Annotated in this window: 21 protein-coding genes and 1 pseudogene; 15 read left to right on the top strand and 7 right to left on the bottom strand. The window is 70.9% G+C overall.

The window, feature by feature from the left end:
- From TX83_RS14890 to TX83_RS14870, 5 genes and pseudogenes are all read left to right on the top strand, one after another.
- Positions 1-1,176 (top strand): annotated as a pseudogene (locus TX83_RS14890) (hypothetical protein); the annotation flags it as partial.
- Positions 1,177-1,305: 129 nt separating this feature from the next.
- Positions 1,306-1,626: a YbaB/EbfC family nucleoid-associated protein gene (locus tag TX83_RS14885; RefSeq protein WP_064748752.1), complete on the top strand. Its 321-nt coding sequence runs from the start codon at positions 1,306-1,308 to the stop codon at positions 1,624-1,626.
- Positions 1,627-1,639: 13 nt separating this feature from the next.
- Positions 1,640-1,873, top strand: coding sequence for a hypothetical protein (locus TX83_RS14880; RefSeq protein WP_064748751.1), 234 nt, complete (start codon positions 1,640-1,642; stop codon positions 1,871-1,873).
- Between the two features lie 16 nt (positions 1,874-1,889).
- Positions 1,890-2,483 (top strand): recombination mediator RecR, encoded by a 594-nt coding sequence (gene recR / locus TX83_RS14875; protein ID WP_064748750.1) that lies wholly within the window; start codon positions 1,890-1,892, stop codon positions 2,481-2,483.
- 141 nt (positions 2,484-2,624) lie between these two features.
- Positions 2,625-2,978: a histidine triad nucleotide-binding protein gene (locus TX83_RS14870; RefSeq protein WP_064748749.1), complete on the top strand. Its 354-nt coding sequence runs from the start codon at positions 2,625-2,627 to the stop codon at positions 2,976-2,978.
- Between the two features lie 217 nt (positions 2,979-3,195).
- Here the strand turns inward: TX83_RS14870 and TX83_RS14865 are convergent, their stop codons facing one another.
- The 5 genes from TX83_RS14865 to TX83_RS22860 are packed head-to-tail and all read right to left on the bottom strand — an operon-like array spanning position 3,196 to position 7,966.
- Positions 3,196-3,681, bottom strand: a complete 486-nt coding sequence (locus tag TX83_RS14865) for a Slp family lipoprotein (RefSeq protein WP_064748748.1) — start codon at positions 3,679-3,681, stop codon at positions 3,196-3,198.
- A complete protein-coding gene (locus TX83_RS14860; RefSeq protein WP_064748747.1) occupies positions 3,678-5,726 on the bottom strand; it encodes a transglutaminase TgpA family protein in 2,049 nt (682 codons plus the stop codon). Before TX83_RS14860 ends, TX83_RS14865 begins: the two co-directional genes overlap by 4 nt.
- Positions 5,719-6,714 carry a DUF58 domain-containing protein gene (locus tag TX83_RS14855; protein ID WP_064748746.1) on the bottom strand — a complete coding sequence of 332 codons (996 nt, stop codon included), beginning with the start codon at positions 6,712-6,714 and terminating at the stop codon, positions 5,719-5,721. The genes TX83_RS14860 and TX83_RS14855 overlap by 8 nt, the downstream gene beginning before the upstream one ends.
- 11 nt (positions 6,715-6,725) lie before the next feature.
- Positions 6,726-7,700, bottom strand: a complete 975-nt coding sequence (locus TX83_RS14850) for an AAA family ATPase (RefSeq protein ID WP_064748755.1) — start codon at positions 7,698-7,700, stop codon at positions 6,726-6,728.
- Positions 7,697-7,966 carry a hypothetical protein gene (locus tag TX83_RS22860; RefSeq protein WP_141233519.1) on the bottom strand — a complete coding sequence of 90 codons (270 nt, stop codon included), beginning with the start codon at positions 7,964-7,966 and terminating at the stop codon, positions 7,697-7,699. The genes TX83_RS14850 and TX83_RS22860 overlap by 4 nt, the downstream gene beginning before the upstream one ends.
- A gap of 70 nt (positions 7,967-8,036) precedes the next feature.
- On the opposite strand from TX83_RS22860, the gene TX83_RS14845 reads away from it, so the two are divergent.
- Positions 8,037-9,893, top strand: a complete 1,857-nt coding sequence (locus tag TX83_RS14845) for a glycosyltransferase family 39 protein (protein WP_064748745.1) — start codon at positions 8,037-8,039, stop codon at positions 9,891-9,893.
- 27 nt (positions 9,894-9,920) lie between these two features.
- Here TX83_RS14845 and TX83_RS14840 read toward each other — a convergent pair whose 3' ends face one another.
- A complete protein-coding gene (locus TX83_RS14840; protein WP_064748744.1) occupies positions 9,921-10,499 on the bottom strand; it encodes a Maf family protein in 579 nt (192 codons plus the stop codon).
- A gap of 44 nt (positions 10,500-10,543) precedes the next feature.
- The gene (locus TX83_RS23390) at positions 10,544-10,906 is read right to left on the bottom strand and encodes a hypothetical protein (RefSeq protein WP_064748743.1); all 363 of its coding nucleotides are present in this window, start codon (positions 10,904-10,906) and stop codon (positions 10,544-10,546) included.
- Positions 10,907-11,034: 128 nt separating this feature from the next.
- On the opposite strand from TX83_RS23390, the gene TX83_RS14830 reads away from it, so the two are divergent.
- The 9 genes from TX83_RS14830 to tmk form a co-directional block, all read left to right on the top strand.
- Entirely contained in the window at positions 11,035-11,556 is a 522-nt protein-coding gene (locus TX83_RS14830) for a YceD family protein (protein WP_064748742.1), read from the top strand.
- 120 nt (positions 11,557-11,676) lie between these two features.
- On the top strand, positions 11,677-11,871 hold the full coding sequence (gene rpmF / locus TX83_RS14825) for a 50S ribosomal protein L32 (RefSeq protein WP_064748741.1): 195 nt from the start codon (positions 11,677-11,679) through the stop codon (positions 11,869-11,871).
- 287 nt (positions 11,872-12,158) lie between these two features.
- Positions 12,159-13,139 (top strand): beta-ketoacyl-ACP synthase III, encoded by a 981-nt coding sequence (locus TX83_RS14820; RefSeq protein ID WP_064748740.1) that lies wholly within the window; start codon positions 12,159-12,161, stop codon positions 13,137-13,139.
- Positions 13,140-14,247: 1,108 nt separating this feature from the next.
- Positions 14,248-15,222 (top strand): ACP S-malonyltransferase, encoded by a 975-nt coding sequence (gene fabD, locus TX83_RS14815; RefSeq protein ID WP_425605970.1) that lies wholly within the window; start codon positions 14,248-14,250, stop codon positions 15,220-15,222.
- A 179-nt stretch (positions 15,223-15,401) separates the two neighbouring features.
- Positions 15,402-16,148 (top strand): 3-oxoacyl-ACP reductase FabG, encoded by a 747-nt coding sequence (gene fabG / locus TX83_RS14810; RefSeq protein WP_064748739.1) that lies wholly within the window; start codon positions 15,402-15,404, stop codon positions 16,146-16,148.
- Between the two features lie 128 nt (positions 16,149-16,276).
- Positions 16,277-16,516 (top strand): acyl carrier protein, encoded by a 240-nt coding sequence (gene acpP, locus TX83_RS14805; protein ID WP_031373652.1) that lies wholly within the window; start codon positions 16,277-16,279, stop codon positions 16,514-16,516.
- A gap of 155 nt (positions 16,517-16,671) precedes the next feature.
- A complete protein-coding gene (gene fabF / locus TX83_RS14800) occupies positions 16,672-17,922 on the top strand; it encodes a beta-ketoacyl-ACP synthase II (protein ID WP_064748738.1) in 1,251 nt (416 codons plus the stop codon).
- Positions 17,923-18,266: 344 nt separating this feature from the next.
- Entirely contained in the window at positions 18,267-19,424 is a 1,158-nt protein-coding gene (gene mltG / locus TX83_RS14795) for an endolytic transglycosylase MltG (RefSeq protein WP_075575187.1), read from the top strand.
- The coding region (gene tmk, locus TX83_RS14790) for a dTMP kinase (protein ID WP_064748737.1) at positions 19,421-19,973 on the top strand (553 nt) is incomplete at its 3' end. The genes mltG and tmk, both read left to right, overlap by 4 nt.

The raw sequence follows: 19,973 nt of genomic DNA, 5'->3' as shown, positions 1-19,973 counted from the left end.
GGCCCGGCGCCGGGCGGTTCGGGCGGGCGCAGCGAGCCCGCGCGCGGCCGCGACGCCGCCGCGCAAGCGGCTGCGGCGATGCGCGAGATGGGCGGTGCGCCGGTGCGCGAGGGCGCGCCGCGGGAAGCGGCGGTATCGGCGCCTTCCGCGGCGCCGTCGACGCCGCTCGAGCCGGCGCCGGCGCAGGCCCCGGCGCGGGCGGCGGAAGCGCGCAGCGCCTCTGCGTCCGAGTCGCCGCCGCGTCCGGTCGCGCCGATCGAACCGGCTCGCGCCGAGCCGACCCGTAGCGAACCGGTGCGTGCTCCGCTCGCCGCCGCGCCTGCAGCGGCGGACGAAGCGCCGTTGTGGCCGGACGAGGAACCGGTGCGCCGCGCCGAACCGCCGCGTCCGCCGCGGCCGGTCCAGGCGGTGCGCGAGGACGCGCCGCTGTGGCCGGAAGACGATGTGCCGCAACCGCGACAATCGCCCCGCCCGGAACGCGCGGGTTCGGAGCTGGAGCCGGTTCGTCCGGAAGCGGCCCGGCCGGCCGCTCCGGTGGCCTCGGTCGAGCCGGAGCGGATCCGATCGGCCCGGATCGAGCCTGTCCGCGCCGAACCCGAGCCCGCACGGGCCGAGCCGGCGCCGATCGCCGCCGAACCCGAATTCCGCGTCCCGCCGGCCGCCGCCGCGCCGGCGCCCAGCGTGGTGCCGGACGAAGTGCCGCGCGAAGACATGTTCGCCAGCCCGGCGCCGCGCGCGTCCGAGCCGATCCGGATGCCGGCGCGCGCCGCCGCGGGCGGGGCGGGGATTCCCGACGCCGACGCCTGGCACGCCCTGGTCGACGCCAGCGGCCTGCGCGGCCCGGCGCGGATACTGGCCGAGCATTCGGGCTTTCTCGGTTATGCCGACGGCGTGCTGAGCCTGTCGCTGGGGCCCAACGACGACCACCTGCGCGCGCCGGTGCTGATCAAGATGGTCGCCGATGCGCTGGCCCAGCGCTTGGGCGTCGCTCCGCAGATCCGCTTCGAGACCGCTTCCGGCGGCGAATCGCTGCATGCGCGCAACCTGCGCGCGCGCGACGAGCGCCAGGCTTCGGCCGAGGACATGTTCATGAACGATCCCGACGTGCGCCGCCTGATCGACGACTACGGCGCCAAGCTGGTGCCGGATTCGATCCGCCCCTACGACGAACCCTGAGCCCCTTGCGCGGCGCCCGCCGCGCCCTCATCCCATCGGCGGGCGCCGCCCTCGCGCGTCGCCGCCGTCCGGGCCGGACGGCTCCGATCCCGAATACGATCTCCAACACGACCACAAGGCAGGACCACCATGCGCGGCAACATCGCCCAACTCATGCAACAGGCGCAGCGGATGCAGGAAAACGTGCAGCGCGCCCAGGAAGAACTGGCCAAGATCGAGGTCACCGGCAGCGCCGGCGGCGGCATGGTCAGCGTGACCCTGACCGGCCGCATGGACTGCCGCAAGGTGCGCATCGACCCGAGCGTGCTGTCCGACCAGGAAATGGTCGAGGACCTGATCGCCGCCGCCTTCAACGACGCGGTCAACAAGATCAACGTCGAGTCGCAGGCCAAGATGTCGGCCGCCACCGCCGGCATGCCGATGCCGCCGGGCATGAAGCTGCCGTTCTGAGCGGCGCGCGCGGATGAACCTGCATATCGGCGCCACCGCCGCGGTAGTCGCTGCGGGCTTGCTAGGCCTGGACGTCTACACGACCTGGGCGATTTGGCGCGAGCCGGATCTGACCGGCACGCAGAAGGGCCTGCAATCGGCGCTCGTGTGGCTGCTGCCGCTGCTGGGCGCGATCGTCTGCCTCAACGTGGTGCGGGCGATGAACCGCGAGCCGGTCGCGCGCAGCAGCTTCACCGTCAGCGAATGAGCGGACGCCGGCGCGCATGAGCAGCAGCCTGCTCGAACAACTGATCGACGCGTTCCGGGTGCTGCCCGGGGTGGGGCAGAAGTCGGCCCAGCGCATGGCCTACCACGTGCTCGAACGCGAGCGCGCCGGCGGCCAGCGCCTGTCGCAGGCCCTGGCCGAAGCGATCGAGAAGATCGGCCACTGCGTGCGCTGCCGCGACTTCAGCGAAAGCGAGGTCTGCCCGACCTGCGCCAGCGCCGCGCGCGACGCGCACCTACTGTGCGCGGTGGAATCGCCGGCCGACCGGCTGGCGATCGAGCAGGCCACCGGCTACCGCGGCCTGTACTTCATCCTGCAGGGCCGGCTGAGCCCGCTCGACGGCATCGGCCCGCGCGAACTGGGCCTGGACGCGCTGGCCGCGCGCCTGGCCGAGGGCGAAGTGCAGGAACTGATCGTCGCCACCAACCCGACCGTCGAAGGCGAAGCCACCGCCCACTACCTGGCCCAACTCGCGCGCCAGCACGGTGTGCGCCCCAGCCGCCTGGCCCACGGCGTCCCGCTCGGCGGCGAACTCGAGTACGTCGACCGCGGCACCCTGTCGCATGCGTTCGGCAGCCGGAGCGAGATGTAGGTGGTTGCTGGGATCGGGATTGGGGATTCGGGATTCGGGATTGGCAAAAGCGGTCGGACGGGCGGGACCGAATTCGGTGTACCGTAGCCACGCTCCGGTTTTTACCAATCCCGAATCCCCAATCCTCAATCCCGGCCCCCAATGACCGACACCACCATCTTCGGCAAGATCATCCGGCGCGAGCTGCCGGCCGACATCGTTTACGAAGACGGCGATCTGATCGCGTTCCGCGACATCGCGCCGCAGGCGCCGGTGCACGTGCTGTTCGTGCCGAAGACGCCGATCGCCACCCTCAACGACCTGCAGGCCGATCAGGCCGCGCTCGTCGGCAAGCTCGTCCACGCGGCGGCGCAGTATGCGCAACGCGAGGGCTTCGCCGAGGATGGCTACCGGATCGTCATGAACTGCAACGGCCACGGCGGCCAGACCGTGTTCCAGCTGCACCTGCATCTGCTCGCCGGCGATCAGCTCGGCCGCTTCGGCACCCCGCGCTGAATCGCCCGGCGTCGAGCCTGCGGCGAGAGGGCGTTCGGTTCCCGATCCGCATCGCCGTGGCCCTTGCCGTTCCCTGCGTTGAAAAGGGAGGGCAGGGGGATTCGCCCTTGCCGTTGCGCGACACGGCCGGTGCTCGGCGAACCCAACCCAAAACGAACGAAGGCGCCGCCAGGCGCCTTCGTCGTTACCGCCGCGGGCTACCGGCGACGCTCGCGGCTCACCACCAGCCCCACCACGGCCACGGCGCCGGGCGTTCGATCACGTCCACCCGTTCGCGCACCGGCCACAGATAGACCACGTCGGCGTCGAGCTGCGGGAAGCGGTACTCGTAGCCGCCGATGCGCCGCGACTCGTAGCCGGCGATGCGGCCGGTGAAGGTCACTTCGCGGTTCTTCTCGAACAGCGCCGGGTCGTAGAAGCCGGCGCGGCAGGCCAGGAAGCGGCCGCCGACGTCGTCGCTGGCCCAATACGGCCGGCCCGAGTCGCCGAGTCGGGTCGAGATCATTTCGAAGCAGGTGCGGTTGGCCTGCGGCTCGACATCGACGATGCGGCCGCCCCAGCGCACGACCGCGCCGGTGCTGTCGCTGGCCGCGGCGTCGGCCGGGGTGATGGGCGAGAACGCCCCCTGTAGCGGTTTGGGCTGGGTGGCGCAGCCGCCGAGCAGCGCGACTCCGACAGCGATTACGGCAAGACGCAGCTTCATCGTCGTTCTCCAGAAGGGCCGGGCCGATGCGCGCGTAAGGCCCGAACCAGTTCGTTGCGCAGTGCTCGGGCCTCGCGCCGCCCGGGTCCATTACCAGCGTAGCGCCAATCGCTGAAATGTTGGCTGAGCCGGAGCAAGCTTTCGCCCAGGTCCGGCCGCGCCTGGGCGACCCGCCCGGCCCAGGCCAGGGCCGGCTCGTGCGGTTGGCGCTCCAGGCCCAGCCGGCGGTAGCGTCGGCCCAGGGCCCGCCAGGCCCGCACGACCGGGTCGCGTTCGCGTTCGCCCCGGCTGCTGAGCCAGACCATCCAGATCCCGGCCACGCTGGCGAACAGCACGAACAGCAGCACCAGCTTGTGGCTGTCCAGACGGTCGACGCCGAAGGGTTGCAGCATGCGCTGCTGGCGGCTGGCGTCGAAGCCGAGCACGAAATCGTTCCAGCCGCGGCGCAGCCAATCGCTGAGGTTGAACAAGGGCGTCGCCGCGGCGATGCCGCCGAACAGTCCGCCGGCGCCCGGCTGCCGGTCGGCCAGGGTGTCGTAGATGCGCTCCGGCGCGACCGCCGCGGTCGGGTCGACCCGCACCCAGCCGCGCCCGCGCAACCACACCTCGGCCCAGGCGTGGGCGTCGGAACGGCGCACCAGCCAGTAGTTGCCGACCGGGTTGTAGTAACCGCCGGCATAGCCGGTGACCACCCGCGCCGGCACGCCGGCGCCGCGCATCAGCACCACGAAGGCCGAACTGAAGTGCTCGCAGTAGCCGGCCTTGTGGTCGAACAGGAACTCGTCGACCGAATGCCGGCCGAGCAGGGGCGTGGCCAGGGTGTAGGCGAATTCGCCGCGGATCATCGCCATCGCCCGGCGCACGATCGCCGCATCGTCGGCGCCGGCCTCGGCGCGCCAACGCTGCGCCAGGGCCAGGGTGCGCGGGTTGTAGCCCTCGGGCAGGGACAGGGCCATGCGCCGCAAGGTGTCGCGCAGCTGCGGTTCGTAGCTGGCCGGCGGTGCCGAATGCAGTTGCCAGCGGGTTAGTGTGCTGAGCGGTCGCCGCGTATAGAGGTTGTGGTCCAGGGTCAGCCGCGCGCCGGGCGGCGCCGCGCGCGGCAGGTCCAGGGCGACGAAATCGCGGGTGTCGGTCGGCTCGACTTCCAGCTCGTAGTCCCAACCGTTGCCTGCCGCGCGCATCGGCGCGGCCGGCAGGCCCTGGATCCAGCGCGAACGGGTCCACTCGCGGCCGTCGAAGTTCCAGAGCACCGGCCCGCGCCAGTACATCTGCGAGGTCGGCGGCGCGGCGCCGCGGAAGCGCGCGCGCAGGGTGACGGTTTCGTCGTTGAGCAGCTCGACCATCTCGCCGGGGCGCATGCTGTCGGACAGGCCGGGCCGGGCCAGGGCGCGGTCGGGGATGCCCCACAGCGGCGAGCTCAGGCGCGGGAACAGCCAGAACACCGCCAGAGCCAGCGGCAGACCGATCGCGATCAGGCGGCCGATCGAAAGCAGGCGCTGTCCGGGCGACAGGGCCGGTTCGGCGGCGCGCGCGGGGTCGGGGCGCGATTCGTACTCGGCCAGGCGCTGCAGGGTCGCCAAGGCCAGCACCACCGCGGCCAGGCCGAGCACCAGCGACCAGGGGCCCTGGTCGAGCAGGAAGGTCGCGAACGGGCCGAACAGGGCGAAGCCGATCAGGCTGCGCGCGTCGCGCAGGGTGTAGGTTTCCGACGGCTTGAGCGCGAACATCGCCGCGAGCAGGGCGCAGCCGGTATCGCGCCCGAGCGAAAAGCCGGCCAGCACCAGCACCGCGCCGACCAAGCCCAGCACCAGCAACAAGCGCAGCGCGCTGGGCAACGGCCGGCGCCAGGACAACAAGCCGATGCCGACGCCGACCGCGGTGATCAGCGCGGCGATGCTCGGCGGCAGTTGCAGCAGCAAGGGCAACAGGCAGCTGGCGCCGGCGAGCAGGGTCGCGCGCCGCGCCGACGGCGGCAGCCCTTCCGGTGCCCGCGCGTCGTCGCCGGCGCGCCTGCCTGCGGCGAAGGGAAGACGGAGTTCAGCCATGCGGCATCAACGCCAGGGCGCGCAGGCAGGCGTGGCGGTGGGCATGGCCGCTGCCCGGGCCCAGCGCGGGTTGGTGGGGCAGGCTCAACCGATAGCGGCAACCGTCGCGCTCGGCTTCGTCGACCCAGCGCGCCAGCCGCGAAATGCGCGCTTCCTGGTCCAGCCCGTTCAAGTGCTGCCATTCCAGTTCGACGTCGCCGCCGAGCGGCTGTTCGTACTCGCGCACCAGCAGGATGTCGCGCCGCGCCGAATGCTTCCACGCGATGGTGCGGCGGGCGTCGCCGGGGCGATAGGCGCGCAGGTGATGCACGTCGTCGCCGGCCGGATGCAGCCGGGTCACGGCCTGGTCGCCGCCGCCGGTGGGCAGCGGCGGGCCGTGCGGTTCCGGCGTCGGATAGACCAGCAGCGGCGCCTGCGGCCAGACCAGGGCCCAGGCCCGCGCCAGGCCCAGCGGGCGGGTGGTCCACACCCGCAGCCGCGGCAGTTCGAGCCAGCCGCGCCGTTCGGTGGTCAGCCGCAGCGCCGCTTCGCCGGCGCCCTGGTCCAGATCGAGCGAGGCGACGCCGGTGCCGAGCGCGCCGTCGTCGTCCACGCGTAGGCCGCGCCGGGCGCGGTCGGGCTTGGCCCGCGCATGCACCCGCACCGTCATCGGCTGGCCGGCCGGTACCGGTTCGGCGTCGATCGCGACGATGCTCAGCCCCGACAGTTGCAGCTGCGCGGCGATCAGGCTGGCCAGGCCGGCGCCGGCCAGCAGCAGCGCCAGCAGCAGGGCCGGGTTGTTGTTGTAGTTGAGCGCGCCCAGCAGCATCGTCGCCAGCAAGGCACCGTAGAACGCACCGAAACCGGTCGGCAGCACATAGATGCGGCGGCGGTCGAAGCGTGCCGGCAGGGCTTCGCGACGGCGCGGCCGGGTCAACGCCAGCAGGCGCCGGCGCCATTCGCTCAGGCGTCCGCGCGCGGTGGCGGTGGTCGTTCCAGCCGGGGTCATGCGGTTCGGACTCAATCCACCGCCACGGCGAAGAGGATCGATTTGGCCACGTCGGGGCCGGCATCGGCTTCGGCGACCAGGCGGTGCGAGGCGACCGCGGCGAACAGCGCCTGCACGTCCTCGGGCACCACGTGCGAACGGCCCAGCAGCAGCGCGTAGGCGCGCGCCGCGCGCAGCAGCGCCAGGCCGGCGCGCGGCGACAGGCCGACCCGCACGCCGGGGTGCTTGCGGCTGCGCGCGAGCAAGGCCTGGACGTAGCCGATCAGGCTCTCGCTGGCATAGACCGCGTCGACCGCGCGACGGATCGCCAGCACGTCCTCGGCGCTCAGCAACGGCCGGGTCTGGGCGATCAGATTGCGCCGGTCGGCGCCGGCCAGCAGGTCGCGTTCGGCCGCTTCGTCGGGATAGCCCAGGTGCAGGCGCAGCAGGAAGCGATCGAGCTGCGAGTCCGGCAAGGGATAGGTGCCCGACAGGTCGACCGGATTCTGGGTGGCGATGACGAAGAACGGGTCGGGCAGGGCATGCGTGCGCCCGTCGACGGTGACCTGGTGTTCGGCCATCGCCTCCAGCAGCGCGCTCTGGGTGCGCGGCGGGGCGCGGTTGATCTCGTCGGCCAGCAGGACCTGGGTGAACACCGGTCCGGGGTGGAACTGGAACTGGCGCGATTGCGGGTCGAACACCGACACGCCGACCACGTCGGCCGGCAGCAGGTCGGAGGTGAACTGCACGCGCTGGAACTCCAGCCCCAGGGTCGCCGCCAGCGCGTGGGCGAGCGTGGTCTTGCCCAGGCCGGGCAGGTCTTCGATCAGCAGGTGGCCGTCGGACAACAGCGCGACGAAGGCCAGCCGCACCGCCTGCGCCTTGCCCAGCACCAGCGAATTGACCTGCGCCTGCGCCTGTTCCAGGGCGCTGCGCAGGGCATCGGGTAGGATGGTCTCGCGTTGCGCCGGCGTCGGGTTCGCCGTCGTGGTCTTGCCTGCCGTCATCGTGCTCGGTTCCTGTTTCGGTATCGTCGCGTCGCCGCGCGCGCGATCGCGTTTGCGCCGCTCTCGCGCATCATCGCGCGCGGTCGCGGCCGGTGCAGCCATCGCATGGCCGCGTGCGGATGTTCTGGAACGGACATCAATAAAAAACGGATATCGATAACGCCCGCGCGCGCCTTGCCGAGGTTCGCGCGGAGATTGCCGAGCGGCCGCTGCCGCGCGGACTTTGCCGGATCGGTCGCGCGTGAGGCGCGCGCGACCGGCCGCATGCGACGATTCGGCCGCGCGGCCGGCGCGACAGATCCAACCCCTTCCGAAGTGTAGCGAGGTCGAGTGCCGATGCGGGAACCAAAGCAGGACACGGGCGGCGCCGCGCGCGGATTCTGGATGCTGTGGCTGTCGCTGCTGGCGCTCAAGGCCGCGGTGGCCGCGCGCCTGCCCTTGTTCGTCGACGAAGCGTTCTACTGGCAGGAAGGGCAGCATCCGGCGGCGGCATATTCGGACCTGCCCGGGCTCACCGCCTGGCTGACCCGGCTCGGGGTCGAACTCGGCGGCGCGCAGGCCTGGGCCTTGCGCTTGCCGTTCCTGGCGATCGCCGCGTTGGTGCCGCTGCTGTTGGTGCGCATGACCGCGCGCGAATTCGGCGCGCGCGCCGGCTGGGTCGCCGGTTGTTTCGGCCTGCTGCTGCCGTTGGCGGGCACGCTCGGCCTGCTCGCGCTGCCGGACGCGATGATGGCGTTGGCGACCTTGCTGTGCCTGGACGCCGGCGCGCGCCTGCTGCGCGAGGTCGATGCGCGCGCCGCGGTGGAACTGGCCGCCGGCCTCGCTCTGGGCGCACTCAGCCACTACCGCTTCATCGCGGTGATCGCGGTCGGCGGCGTGGCGCTGCTGTGCCTGCCGCAAGGTCGGCGCGCGCTGCGCGACGTGCGCGTGCTGGTCGCCGCGGCGATCGGCGCCTCGGCCTGGGCGCCGCTGGTGGCCTGGAACATGGACAACGCCGACGCCGGTCTGCGCTTTCAACTGGTCGACCGGCATCCGTGGGCGTTCCACATCGACGGTTTGTGGTTCGTCGTCGTGCAGGCGCTGCTGGTCACGCCGCCGTTGTTCGCCGCGCTGGCCTTGGGCGCCTGGCGCGGCGCACGCGCGGCGAATCCGGCGGCGCGTTATTTCGCTCTGTCCGGCGCGCTGATCGTGCTCGGTTTCTTCGTCCTGGGTTTCTTCGCCGATACCGAGCGGGTCAGCTTCCACTGGCCGCTGCCCGGCTATCTGGCCTTGCTGCCGCTGTTGCCGGGCGTGCTTGCGGCTTGGCCGCGCTGGGCGCGCGGACTCGCCGCCGCGCTGGCCGGCGCGGCGGTGCTGGCGGTGCTGGGCTATTACGTCGCGGTGTCGGTGCCGTCGCTGCGCGCGCGCAGCGCGGGCGAGAAGTGGTATCCGTCGAATTTCGCCGGTTGGGACGAACTGGCCGAGCGCGTGCAGCGGCGCCTGCGCGAATTGCCGCCGGGCACGCGGGTGTTGGCGGACAACTTCAAGATCGGCGCCGAACTCGGCTTCGCCCTGGGCGATGCGCGGATCGAAGTGCTGGACCATCCGATCAACCACAAGCACGGGCGCGCGCCGCAGTTGCGGCTATGGGGGCTGGAGCGCGACCGCCGCATCGACACCGTCGCCGAGCCGGCGCTGCTGGTGGTCGGCGCGACCGAGGTCGAATACAAGCATCTGTTGCAGCGCTATCACGATCTGTGCGCGATGCTGGGCCCCTTGCCGCCGCCGCAGGCGCTGAATGTCGATCACGGCCGCCAGCGTTTCCTGCTGTTCGCCCTCGACGGCCGCGCGCGCCGGGGCGCATGCACGACGCCGGCGATGGCCTGGGTCGATGCGCCGCTCGCCGGGGCGCGGGTCGGGCGCGAATTCGAAGTCGCCGGCTGGGCGTTCAAGGACGGCATCGGCCTGGCCCGGGTCGAGGTCTTGCTCGACGGCAGGCCGGTCGCACAGGCGCAGTACGGACGCGAGTTGCCGGGCGTGCGCGGGTTCTGGCGGATCAGCAACGATCCGCAGCATCCGCGGGTCGGGTTCGCCGCGCGGGTGCGGCTGGATGCGCAGGCGCCGGGGCGGCATTGGCTGGGCCTGCGCTTGCACGGCCGCGATGGCAGCATCGAAGACTGGGCCGAACAGCCGATCGAGCTGGCGCCGCGCTGAGCGCATGCGCTTCGCGAGCGTGCCGGGTCAGGGCAGGGCGTAGCCGGCCTGGCGCAGCAGGCGCGCGGTCGCGATCAGCGGCAGGCCGATCAATGCGGTCGGGTCGCTGGACTCGATCGCCTCGAACAAGGCGATGCCCAGGCCTTCGGACTTGAAACTGCCGGCGCAGTCGTAAGGCTGCTCAGCATCGACATAGCGGGCGATCTCGGCCGCGTTCAGTTCGCGAAAGCGGACGGTGGTGACGTCCAGCGCGGTCAACGGCGCCTGACCGTGGCGCAGCACGCACAGCCCGGTCAGGAACCGCACCTCGCGCCCGGACATGGCCTGCAACTGAGCCAGGGCGCCGTCGCGGCCACCGGGCTTGCCGATCGGGCGGCCGTCGAATTCGGCCACCTGGTCCGAGCCGATCACCCAGGCCTGCGGCTGCTGGGCCGCGACCGCGCCGGCCTTGGCCGTCGCCAGGCGGGCGGCGAGGGCGGCCGGGGTCTCGCCCGGCCGCGGGGTCTCGTCGGTGTGCGGGCGGGCGGTGTCGAAGGCCAGTCCGAGCCGGCCGAGCAGCTCACGACGGTAGATCGAGGTCGAGGCCAGGATCAGAGGGGAAGGCATAGGCGATCTCTAACTCTATTGAGACGTCGTGCAAAAACGGCGTCTCAGCCGGTCGGCAGACGCGCACGCTCGATCTTGTTCAGCTGTTGCTCGATCCGGCCGCGCGCGGCATCGATCGAGCTGCGCACTTCGGCCAGCTGGGACAGGCTGGCGCGGCGCCCGTATTCGCGCAGCCACAGGCGCTGGCGCAGCATTTCCCGCATCGCGTCGCCGACCGGGTCGCGGCCCTCGTCGCCGGCGACCGCCTCGATCTCGGCCCGGGCCGTGCGCAACTGGGCTTCTAGGGCGTCGGCGGCGTCGAGCAGTTCGCGCACCGCGCGCTGGCGCCGCATCGGCCCGTACAGGGCGAGGACGGCCGCGGCCAGGGCCCCCAGCACGACCAGGGTCAGCAGCAGGATGAGGATCAAGGCGGCGGCTTCGCTCGGCAGGAGGCCGGAAAGTCTGCACGCGCGCCGGGGGCGGCGGCAAATCCCCAGCGCCGGCCGGGGCTTACGGTTTGACAGCGGGGGGCGGGGTCTCTACCATTCCGCGGCTTATGTCAGCCGATGTGCCATCTGGGCGGGTGCCCGACGTCCTCGATGCCTGGCGCCTGGTGGCGGCCCGGCGCGGCGTGGAAGGCCGTGTGCCGTTGTCGGACATGACCCGGCTGCGCGACAGCCTGGTCGACGCCGAAGGCGAAGTCAGCTTCTCGCTGGATTTCGACAGCGACGCGCTGCAGGTGCCCTACGTCGAGCTCAAGATCGACGCGCAGTTGCCGCTGTTGTGCCAGCGCTCGCTGGAACGGTTCCTGTTGCCGGTGCAGATCGTGCAGCGGCTGGGGCTGATCCGCGACGAGGCCGACGAAGCCGCGTTGCCGCCGGGCTACGAGCCGCTGCTGATGCCGGACGACGGCATGCTGCGGCCCGTGGAGCTGGTCGAGGACGAACTGATCCTCGCCGTTCCGGTGGTGCCGATGGCGCCCGGCAGCGAGGCGGTCGAACGCGAATGGGAGGCCCCGCAGGCCGAACAGGACGCGGCCAACCCGTTCTCGGTGCTGTCCTCGCTGAAGAAGAACTGACGCAAGACCGGTTTCACCCTTTTCGTTCCATTCCGACCTGCAGGCGAAGCAGCAAGCCGTTCCTGCGAATCGGGCTACGCTATCCACCTCAGGTTTCCACCGCTTTTCCGGAGCAAGACCATGGCTGTTCAGAAGTCCCGCGTTACCCCGTCCCGTCGCGGCCAGCGCCGCGCCCACGACGCGCTGACCAGCAAGCAGCTGGCCACCGACCCGACCACCGGCGAGACCCACATCCGCCATCACGTGACCGCCGACGGCTACTACCGCGGCAAGAAGGTCATCGAGACCAAGACCCGCATCGTCGACGAAGAATAATCTTCGCTCGCGCCGCGACGTGCGCCCGGCTTCCGGCGCGCGTCGCCGCCGATCTGGGCCGGCCGCGGGGAGCGCATCCCCGTGCCGGCGCCGATCCGCTCCGTCGCCCGCGGCGGCGCGTCCGAACTCAGACCTGCGGCCGTCGCGGCACCGTTCCACCGCCAGCTCACGCTGGCGGCCTGCGTTTGTGGCACTGATGACTTCGGCGGCCTGCGTCCGGCGACGACGCTGCATCGCGGCGTGCGGAGCCTGAGCGGGCCCCTACACGGCAACGCCGCGGAGTGGTGATGACAGATCGGATTTACGCCCGCATCGCGGGTACCGGCAGCTACCTGCCGGAAAAGGTGTTGACCAACGCCGACCTGGCCAAGTTGGTCGATACCAGCGACGAATGGATCGCGACCCGCACCGGCATTCGCGAGCGCCATATCGCGGCCGAGGGCGAGACCACCGTCGACCTCGCTTACCACGCTTCGGTGCGTGCGCTCGAAGCCGCCGGCGTGGCCGCGAGCGAGATCGACCTGATCGTGCTCGGCACGACCACCCCCGACCTGATTTTCCCGTCCAGCGCCTGCCTGCTGCAGCACCGCCTGGGCGCCGACGGCTGCCCGGCGTTCGACGTCAACGCGGCCTGCTCGGGTTTCGTCTACGCGCTGACCGTGGCCGACAAGTTCATCCGTTCCGGCGCGGCCAAGACCGTGCTGGTGGTGGGCTCGGAAACCCTGACCCGGATGCTGGACTGGAACGACCGCGGCACCTGCGTGCTGTTCGGCGACGGCGCCGGCGCGGTCGTGCTCAAGGCCGACCGCGAGACCGGCATCCTCAGCACCCATCTGCACGCCGACGGCGGCAAGAAGGAGCTGCTGTGGAACCCGGTCGGCGTCTCGGCCGGCTTCAAGCCGGAAGAGCACAATGCCGGCGTGCGCGTGCTGATGACCGGCAACGAAGTGTTCAAGCATGCGGTCAAGGCGCTGGACTCGGTGGTCGAAGAGACCCTGGAAGCCAACGGCCTGGATCGTCACGAGATCGACTGGCTGATTCCGCACCAGGCTAATCTGCGCATCATCGAGGCCACGGCCAAGCGCCTGGACATGCCGATGGACCGCGTGATCGTGACCGTCGACCGGCACGGCAACACCTCTTCGGGTTCGGTGCCGTTGGCGCTGGACGAGGCGGTGCGTTCGGGCAAGGTCCAGCGCGGCCAGTTGCTGTTGCTGGAAGCGTTCGGCGGCGGTTTCACCTGGGGCTCGGCGCTGCTGCGCTACTGATCCCTGTTGCCGTTATCGCCATCGCCGAGGCCGGCCGCGATTCGTCGCGAGCCGGCCTTTCGCGTCTTTGAGCTTGCGTATTTGTGCAGGGGCGGCGTAAGCCGCGACGCCAGGACGCGCAGATAAGCCAACGCCTTCGCTATCGATCGAAGCCCGAAACCCTCGCGGGTAGGAGCGGCGCAAGCCGCGGCCACGGGACGCGCAGAGCGATCAATGCCTTCGTCATCGATCGAAGCCCGAAACCGTCGCCGGGGTAGGAGCGGCGCAAGCCGCGACCGCCCTCTCTCCCGCTCGCCGCGTCTTTGTCCTGGGCCCCTGTAGGAGCGGCGTAAGCCGCGACCGCGCTCTTGCGACCTCGCGGCGTTTGTCGTTCGAAAGCTTGTGAAGCTTCAAAGCCACAAAGCCTCCAAGCAAAGCTTCCGTCCGCAAGCGGCCGGGTCACTTTCTTTGTCCAATGCGACAAAGAAAGTAACCAAAGAAAACGCCATGGCCGTTTCGGATCAAAAGCCACTATGGGACCTGGCTTGCGCAGAGCTGCTCCGCACGGGCCTTCCCTGACCTGGCTGCCCACGGCCCGCCGCCCTGCGGGGCGTCAGGGCGTTCTCGCGAGATCGCTGCGGCGCCAAGCTATTCACAGCAACAGCAACAGCAACAGCAACAGCAATGCTAGGAACCGGCGCTTGGGGGTAGGAGCGGCGCAAGCCGCGACCGCGGCGCTGTGTTCTCGCGGCGTTTCTTGGCCGGAAGGGCTCGGGCCGCGGTCATGAACCGGCGCGGCGGTTTCGGCTTCGATCCTCGGCTTCGGCGTGGAATCGGCGGCCCTTGCCGAGGCTGTTGGCATCGTCCGGTTTTGGATGCGCGAATGCCTGGGTGAAAAGGGGGGGATGTGCCGTCGTATCCATCGCGAGGTTTCGGCGCGTCCGGGACGTGCCCGGGCGATTTTGACCCGATCAGGCAAAGCCCGGGGCGCTCGATCGAGCGGAGCCCGCATGACCGGCGAACTCGTTCGGTGCCGCGCCGCTGCGAGGTTTCGCGCCGGATCGCCGCGGTTTGCGACGCCGCGTGACGCCGTACCGACCGGTACAGACGTTCGCAACCGTTCGCCCGTATGATTCGCCATCCTTTCGATGTGACGGCACGCGTGACCGATCAGCGCCTTTCTTTCGTCTTCCCGGGCCAGGGCTCGCAGTCGCTGGGCATGCTGGCCGAGCTGTCCGAACTGCATCCGCAGGTTCGCGAAACCTTCGCCGAAGCCAGCGACGGCGCCGGCGTCGATCTGTGGGCGCTGAGCCAGGGCGGCCCGGAAGAGCAGCTCAATCGCACCGAGTTCACCCAGCCGGCGCTGCTGGCCGCGGGCGTGGCGGTGTGGCGCCTGTGGCGGGCGCAGGGCGGGGCGCAGCCGGCGTCGCTGGCCGGCCACAGCCTGGGCGAATACAGTGCGCTGGTTGCGTCCGGGGCGCTGTCGCTGCGCGACGGCGCCCATCTGGTGCGCCTGCGCGGGCAACTGATGCAGGACGCGGCCCCGGCCGGCGTCGGCGCGATGGCCGCCGTGCTCGGCGCCGAGGACGCGTTGGTCGAGGAGATCTGCGCGGCCGTATCCGGCGCTGAAGTGGTGGTGCCGGCCAATTACAACTCGCCGGGCCAGATCGTCATCGGCGGTCATGCCGGCGCGGTCGACAAGGCGCTGACCCGGCTCGCCGAGGCCGGCGTGCGCAAGGCGGTCAAGCTCGCGGTGAGCGTGCCCTCGCATACGCCGCTGATGCGCGATGCCGCCAACCGCCTGGCCGAAGCCATGGCCGGGCTGGACTGGCGCGAACCCTCGATCCCGGTGGTGCAGAACGTGGATGCGCAGGTCGAGGACGGCCTGGACGCGATCCGCGATGCCCTGGTGCGTCAGCTTTATCTGCCGGTGCGCTGGACCGGCTGCGTGCAGGCCCTGTCCGCACGCGGCGCGCAGCGCATCGCCGAATGCGGTCCCGGCAAGGTGCTTGCCGGCCTGATCAAGCGCATCGACAAGGCCATCGACGGCCGCGCGATCGGCACGCCGGCGGATTTCGAATCCGCGTTGGCCGACTGGCGCTGAATCCGGACCGCCGCGCACCTGCGACCCTTGCGCTACTGAAATCCCGACCCCAGCCTGTGTAGGCTTGGCCGCATGCACGCGCGGCCAGGCCGCCTCGCTCGGGCGGGACGCCGCGGCTGTCCCGACCGGGACGCGGTGCGGCCCCCACGAGCCAGCAGCCCTTACGGAGTGAAACACGCATGAGCACGACCCCGCTTTCGGGCGAAATCGCGCTGGTTACCGGCGCCAGCCGCGGCATCGGCGCGGCCATCGCCGACGAGCTCGCCGCCCAGGGCGCGACCGTCGTCGGCACCGCGACCAGCGAAGCCGGCGCGCAGGCCATCGCCGCCCGCCTGGCCGCGCACGGCGGCCACGGCCGGGTCCTCGACGTCGCCGACCCGGCGTCGGTGGAGGCCCTGATCGACGAGGTCGCCAAGACCGTCGGCCCGATCTCGATCCTGGTCAACAACGCCGGCATCACTCGCGACAACCTGTTGATGCGGATGAAGGACGAGGACTGGCAAGCCATCCTCGACACCAACCTCAGCAGCGTCTACCGCACCAGCAAGGCGGTGATGCGCGCGATGATGAAGGCGCGCAAGGGCCGGATCATCAACATCGCTTCGGTGGTCGGCGTGACCGGCAACCCGGGCCAGGCCAACTACGCCGCGGCCAAGGCCGGGGTGATCGCCTTCAGCAAGTCGATGGCGCGCGAGATCGGCAGCCGCGGCATCACCGTGAACGTGGTCGCCCCCGGATTCATCGACACCGACATGACCCGCGACCTGCCCGAGGACGCGAAGAAGGCCATGTTCGACCAGATCGCGCTGGGCCGCTTCGGCGACCCGGCCGACATCGCCCGCGCGGTGGCGTTCCTGGCCGGCCCCGGGGCCGGCTACATCACCGGCGAAACGCTGCACGTCAACGGCGGCATGTACATGCCCTGAGCCTTTGGCGTAGGCTGTAAGCGATTGAACCCAAAGGGGTTTCGTCGAAAGGCCCGCGGCCCTCGCGAAACCCTCCGATTCCATTAGACTATTCCGTCGAAAAACCCCTCACGGGAGGAGCAGCATCCATGAGCAGCATCGAAGAACGCGTCAAGAAGATCGTGGTCGAACAGCTTGGCGTCAAGGAAGAGGAAGTCACCAACAACGCTTCGTTCGTCGACGACCTCGGCGCGGATTCGCTCGACACGGTCGAGCTGGTGATGGCGCTCGAAGAAGAGTTCGAGTGCGAGATTCCGGACGAAGAGGCCGAGAAGATCACCTCGGTGCAGCAGGCGATCGACTACGTCAAGGCGCACGTCAAGTCGTAATGCGCCCGCTCGTCCGCGATGCGCCTCGGCGGCTCGCGGACGGCATGCCATGCCATACAGCGACAACTCGGGGCCGCATTGCGGCCCCGTGCTTTTCAGGCCGGTCGATACGCCGGCGTAGCGTCCGCAGACGGATCCAGCAGAGGTAGCGTTGCATGTCCAACCGTTCCTTCAACCGCCGCGTGGTCGTCACCGGCCTCGGCCTCGTCTCCCCGCTCGGCAACGACGTCGTCAGCAGCTGGGACGGCATCGTCAACGGCCGCTCCGGCATCGGCCCGATCACCCATTTCGATCCGGCCCTGTTCACCACCCGCATCGCCGGCGAAGTGCGCGATTTCGACATCACCCGCTGGGTGAACCCGAAAGACGCCAAGAAGATGGAGGAGTTCATCCATTACGGCGTCGCCGCCTCGCTGATGGCGCTGGAAGACGCCGGCATCACCGTCGACGACTCCAACGCCGAGCGCATCGGCGCGCTGATCGGTTCCGGCATCGGCGGCCTGCTCGGCATCGAAGAGCAGACCATCAAGTACCACGAGGGCGGCCCGCGCAAGATCTCGCCGTTCTACGTGCCCAGCACGATCATCAACATGCTGCCCGGCCAGGTCTCGCTGCTGACCGGCATCAAGGGCCCGAATTTCTCCGCCGTGTCGGCCTGCGCGACCTCGAACCATTCGATCGGCACGGCGATGCGCATGATCCAGTACGGCGACGCCGACGTGATGGTCGCCGGCGGCGCCGAGCGCGGCTCCTCGCCGACCTCGGTCGGCGGCTTCTGCTCGATGAAGGCGATGTCGACCCGCAACGACGACCCGACCCGCGCCTCGCGGCCGTGGGACAAGGAGCGCGACGGCTTCGTCCTCGGCGACGGCGCCGGCATCCTGGTGCTGGAAGAGTACGAACGCGCCAAGGCGCGCGGCGCGCGCATCTACTGCGAGCTGGCCGGCTTCGGCGCCAGTTCGGACGCGTTCCACATGACCGCGCCGAGCGAGAACGGCGAAGGCCCGGCGCGCTGCATGGCGGCGGCGTTCGCCGACGCCGGCATCAACCCGGACCAGGTCGGCTATCTCAACGCGCACGGCACTTCGACCCCGCTCGGCGATCTCGCCGAGACCCTGGCGATCAAGCGCGCGCTGGGCGATCACGCCTACAAGACCATGGTCAGCTCGACCAAGTCGATGACCGGGCACCTGCTCGGCGCGGCCGGCGGCGCCGAGGCGATCTTCTCGGTGTTGGCCCTGTACCACGGCATCATTCCGCCGACCATCAACCTCGACGAGCCGGGCGAGGGCTGCGACCTCGACTACGTGCCCAATGTCGCCCGCGAGGCCAAGGTCGACGTCGCCGTGTCCAACGGCTTCGGCTTCGGCGGCACCAACGGCACCCTGGTGTTCAAGCGCATCTGAAGTCCGCGCCCCGTGCTGCGTGCGGGGCCTTGCGCTGCCGGCGATGGCCGGCAGTGCCATGTCGGGCGCCGCTGCGGTGCCCGGCATCCGTACCGCAGGCCGGGCCTGCGCACGGTGCCGCGATCCGGCACCGGCCGTTTCGCGGCGATTTTCATCCGCCGCGCGCGGTATCCTGCCGCAGGCGCGGCTCGACGAGCGGTTTCGCGCGCCGCCTCCGGCCTGCCGGAGCGCGGCGCCGGCTCGGCGCAGCCCATCCCGCCGTTCCGGTCGACGACTGAGCCTCCGCCCCGCGGACGCGGTCCGCGCCGGCGCGCGGCGGCTCGGATCGTAGGCTTGGAGGTGTCGTGGGTAAGACTGGCAAACGCGGCTGCGGCTGTCTGATCGTGATCGTGCTGCTGCTGGCCGCGCTCGCCGCGGGCGGCGCCTGGCTGTGGCAGCGCTACCAGCATTTCGCCGATGCGCCGATGAGCGGCCTGGAGAAGGGCGAGAGCCTGCGCGTGGAACGCGGCGATTCGTTGCCGGCGGTGGTGCGCAAGCTGCGCGCGGCCGGGGTCGAGCAGGGCGAGGCGCTGGAATGGCGCGCACTGGCCAGGCAACTCGGTGCGGCCGGCCGGTTGCAGGTCGGCGAGTATGCGCTCGAGCCCGGCACCACCCCGCGCCAGTTGTTGACCGCGATGCGCGACGGCAAGGTGGTCAGTCACCGCTTCACCATCGTCGACGGCTGGAACATGCGCGAGCTGCGCGCGGCGCTGGCCCGCGCCACGCCGCTCAAGCAGGAAGCGGCGCGACTGGACGACGCGGCGCTGATGAAAGCGATCGGCCGCCCCGGACAGCATCCGGAAGGCCGCTTCCTGCCCGAAACCTATCTCTACACCGGCGGCGACAGCGACCTGGACGTGCTCAAGCGCGCCCATCAGGCGATGGACCGCGCGGTGCAGGCGGCGTGGGAAGGCCGCGACCGCGACAGCGTGCTGAAGAGCCCGGCCGAGTTGCTGATCATGGCCTCGATCGTGGAGAAGGAAACCGGCCTGGCCGCCGAACGCCCGCAGATCGCCGGCCTGTTCGAACGCCGGCTCAAGCTCGGCATGAAGCTGGAGACCGATCCGACCGTGATCTACGGCCTGGGCGCGAACTACGACGGCAACATCCGCAAGCGCGACTTGCAGACCGACACGCCGTACAACACCTACACCCGTACCGGTCTGCCGCCGACGCCGATCGCGATGCCGGGCCTGGCGGCGCTCAAGGCCGCGGCCAATCCGGCGCCGGGCGACGCGCTGTTCTTCGTCGCGGCCGGCGACGGCACCGGCCGCAGCCTGTTCGCGGCGACCTATGCCCAGCACCAGGCCAACGTGCGCCTGTACCTGCAGCGCTACCGCCAGCAGCGCACCCATAGCCAGCCGGAAGAGGGCAAGGCGGTGCTGGAGGAGGCCGAGTCGGACACGGCCGCGGCGCCTGCCGCGCCGGCGGACGCGCCGTCCGCGAACGGAGCGCGCCGATGAGCGCACCGCTGCGCACCGGCGCGCGCTTCGTCACCCTGGAGGGCGGCGAGGGCGCTGGCAAGTCGACCGTGCTCGCCGCGTTGCGCGGCGCGTTCGAAGACGCCGGCATCGATGCGGTCTACACCCGCGAGCCCGGCGGCACGCCATTGGCCGAGCAGATCCGCGGCCTGATGCTCGACACCCATCACGAGCCCGCCGCGCCGGAGACCGAGCTGCTGCTGGCCTTCGCCGCGCGCGCCCAGCACGTGCGCGCGACCATCGCGCCGGCGCTGGCCCGCGGCCGCTGGGTGATCAGCGACCGTTTCACCGACGCCAGCTATGCCTACCAGGGCGCCGGCCGCGGCCTGGACCTGCACTTCATCGCCGAACTGGAACGGCGCGTGGTCGGCCTGAGGCCGGCGCTGACTCTGCTGCTCGACGTGCCGGTCGACGTCGGCCTGGCGCGCGCGCGCGGCCGCGGCGCCGCCGACCGGATCGAAAGCGAGCGCAACGATTTCTTCGAGCGCGTGCGTCACGCCTACCGCGAGCGCGCCGCCGCCGAGCCCGAGC

The organism is Lysobacter antibioticus HS124 (genome assembly GCF_000336385.2).
Classification (GTDB): domain Bacteria; phylum Pseudomonadota; class Gammaproteobacteria; order Xanthomonadales; family Xanthomonadaceae; genus Lysobacter; species Lysobacter firmicutimachus.
The sequence above is the reverse complement of the archived record's forward strand: the minus strand, read 5'-3'. Positions and strand labels throughout refer to the sequence as shown.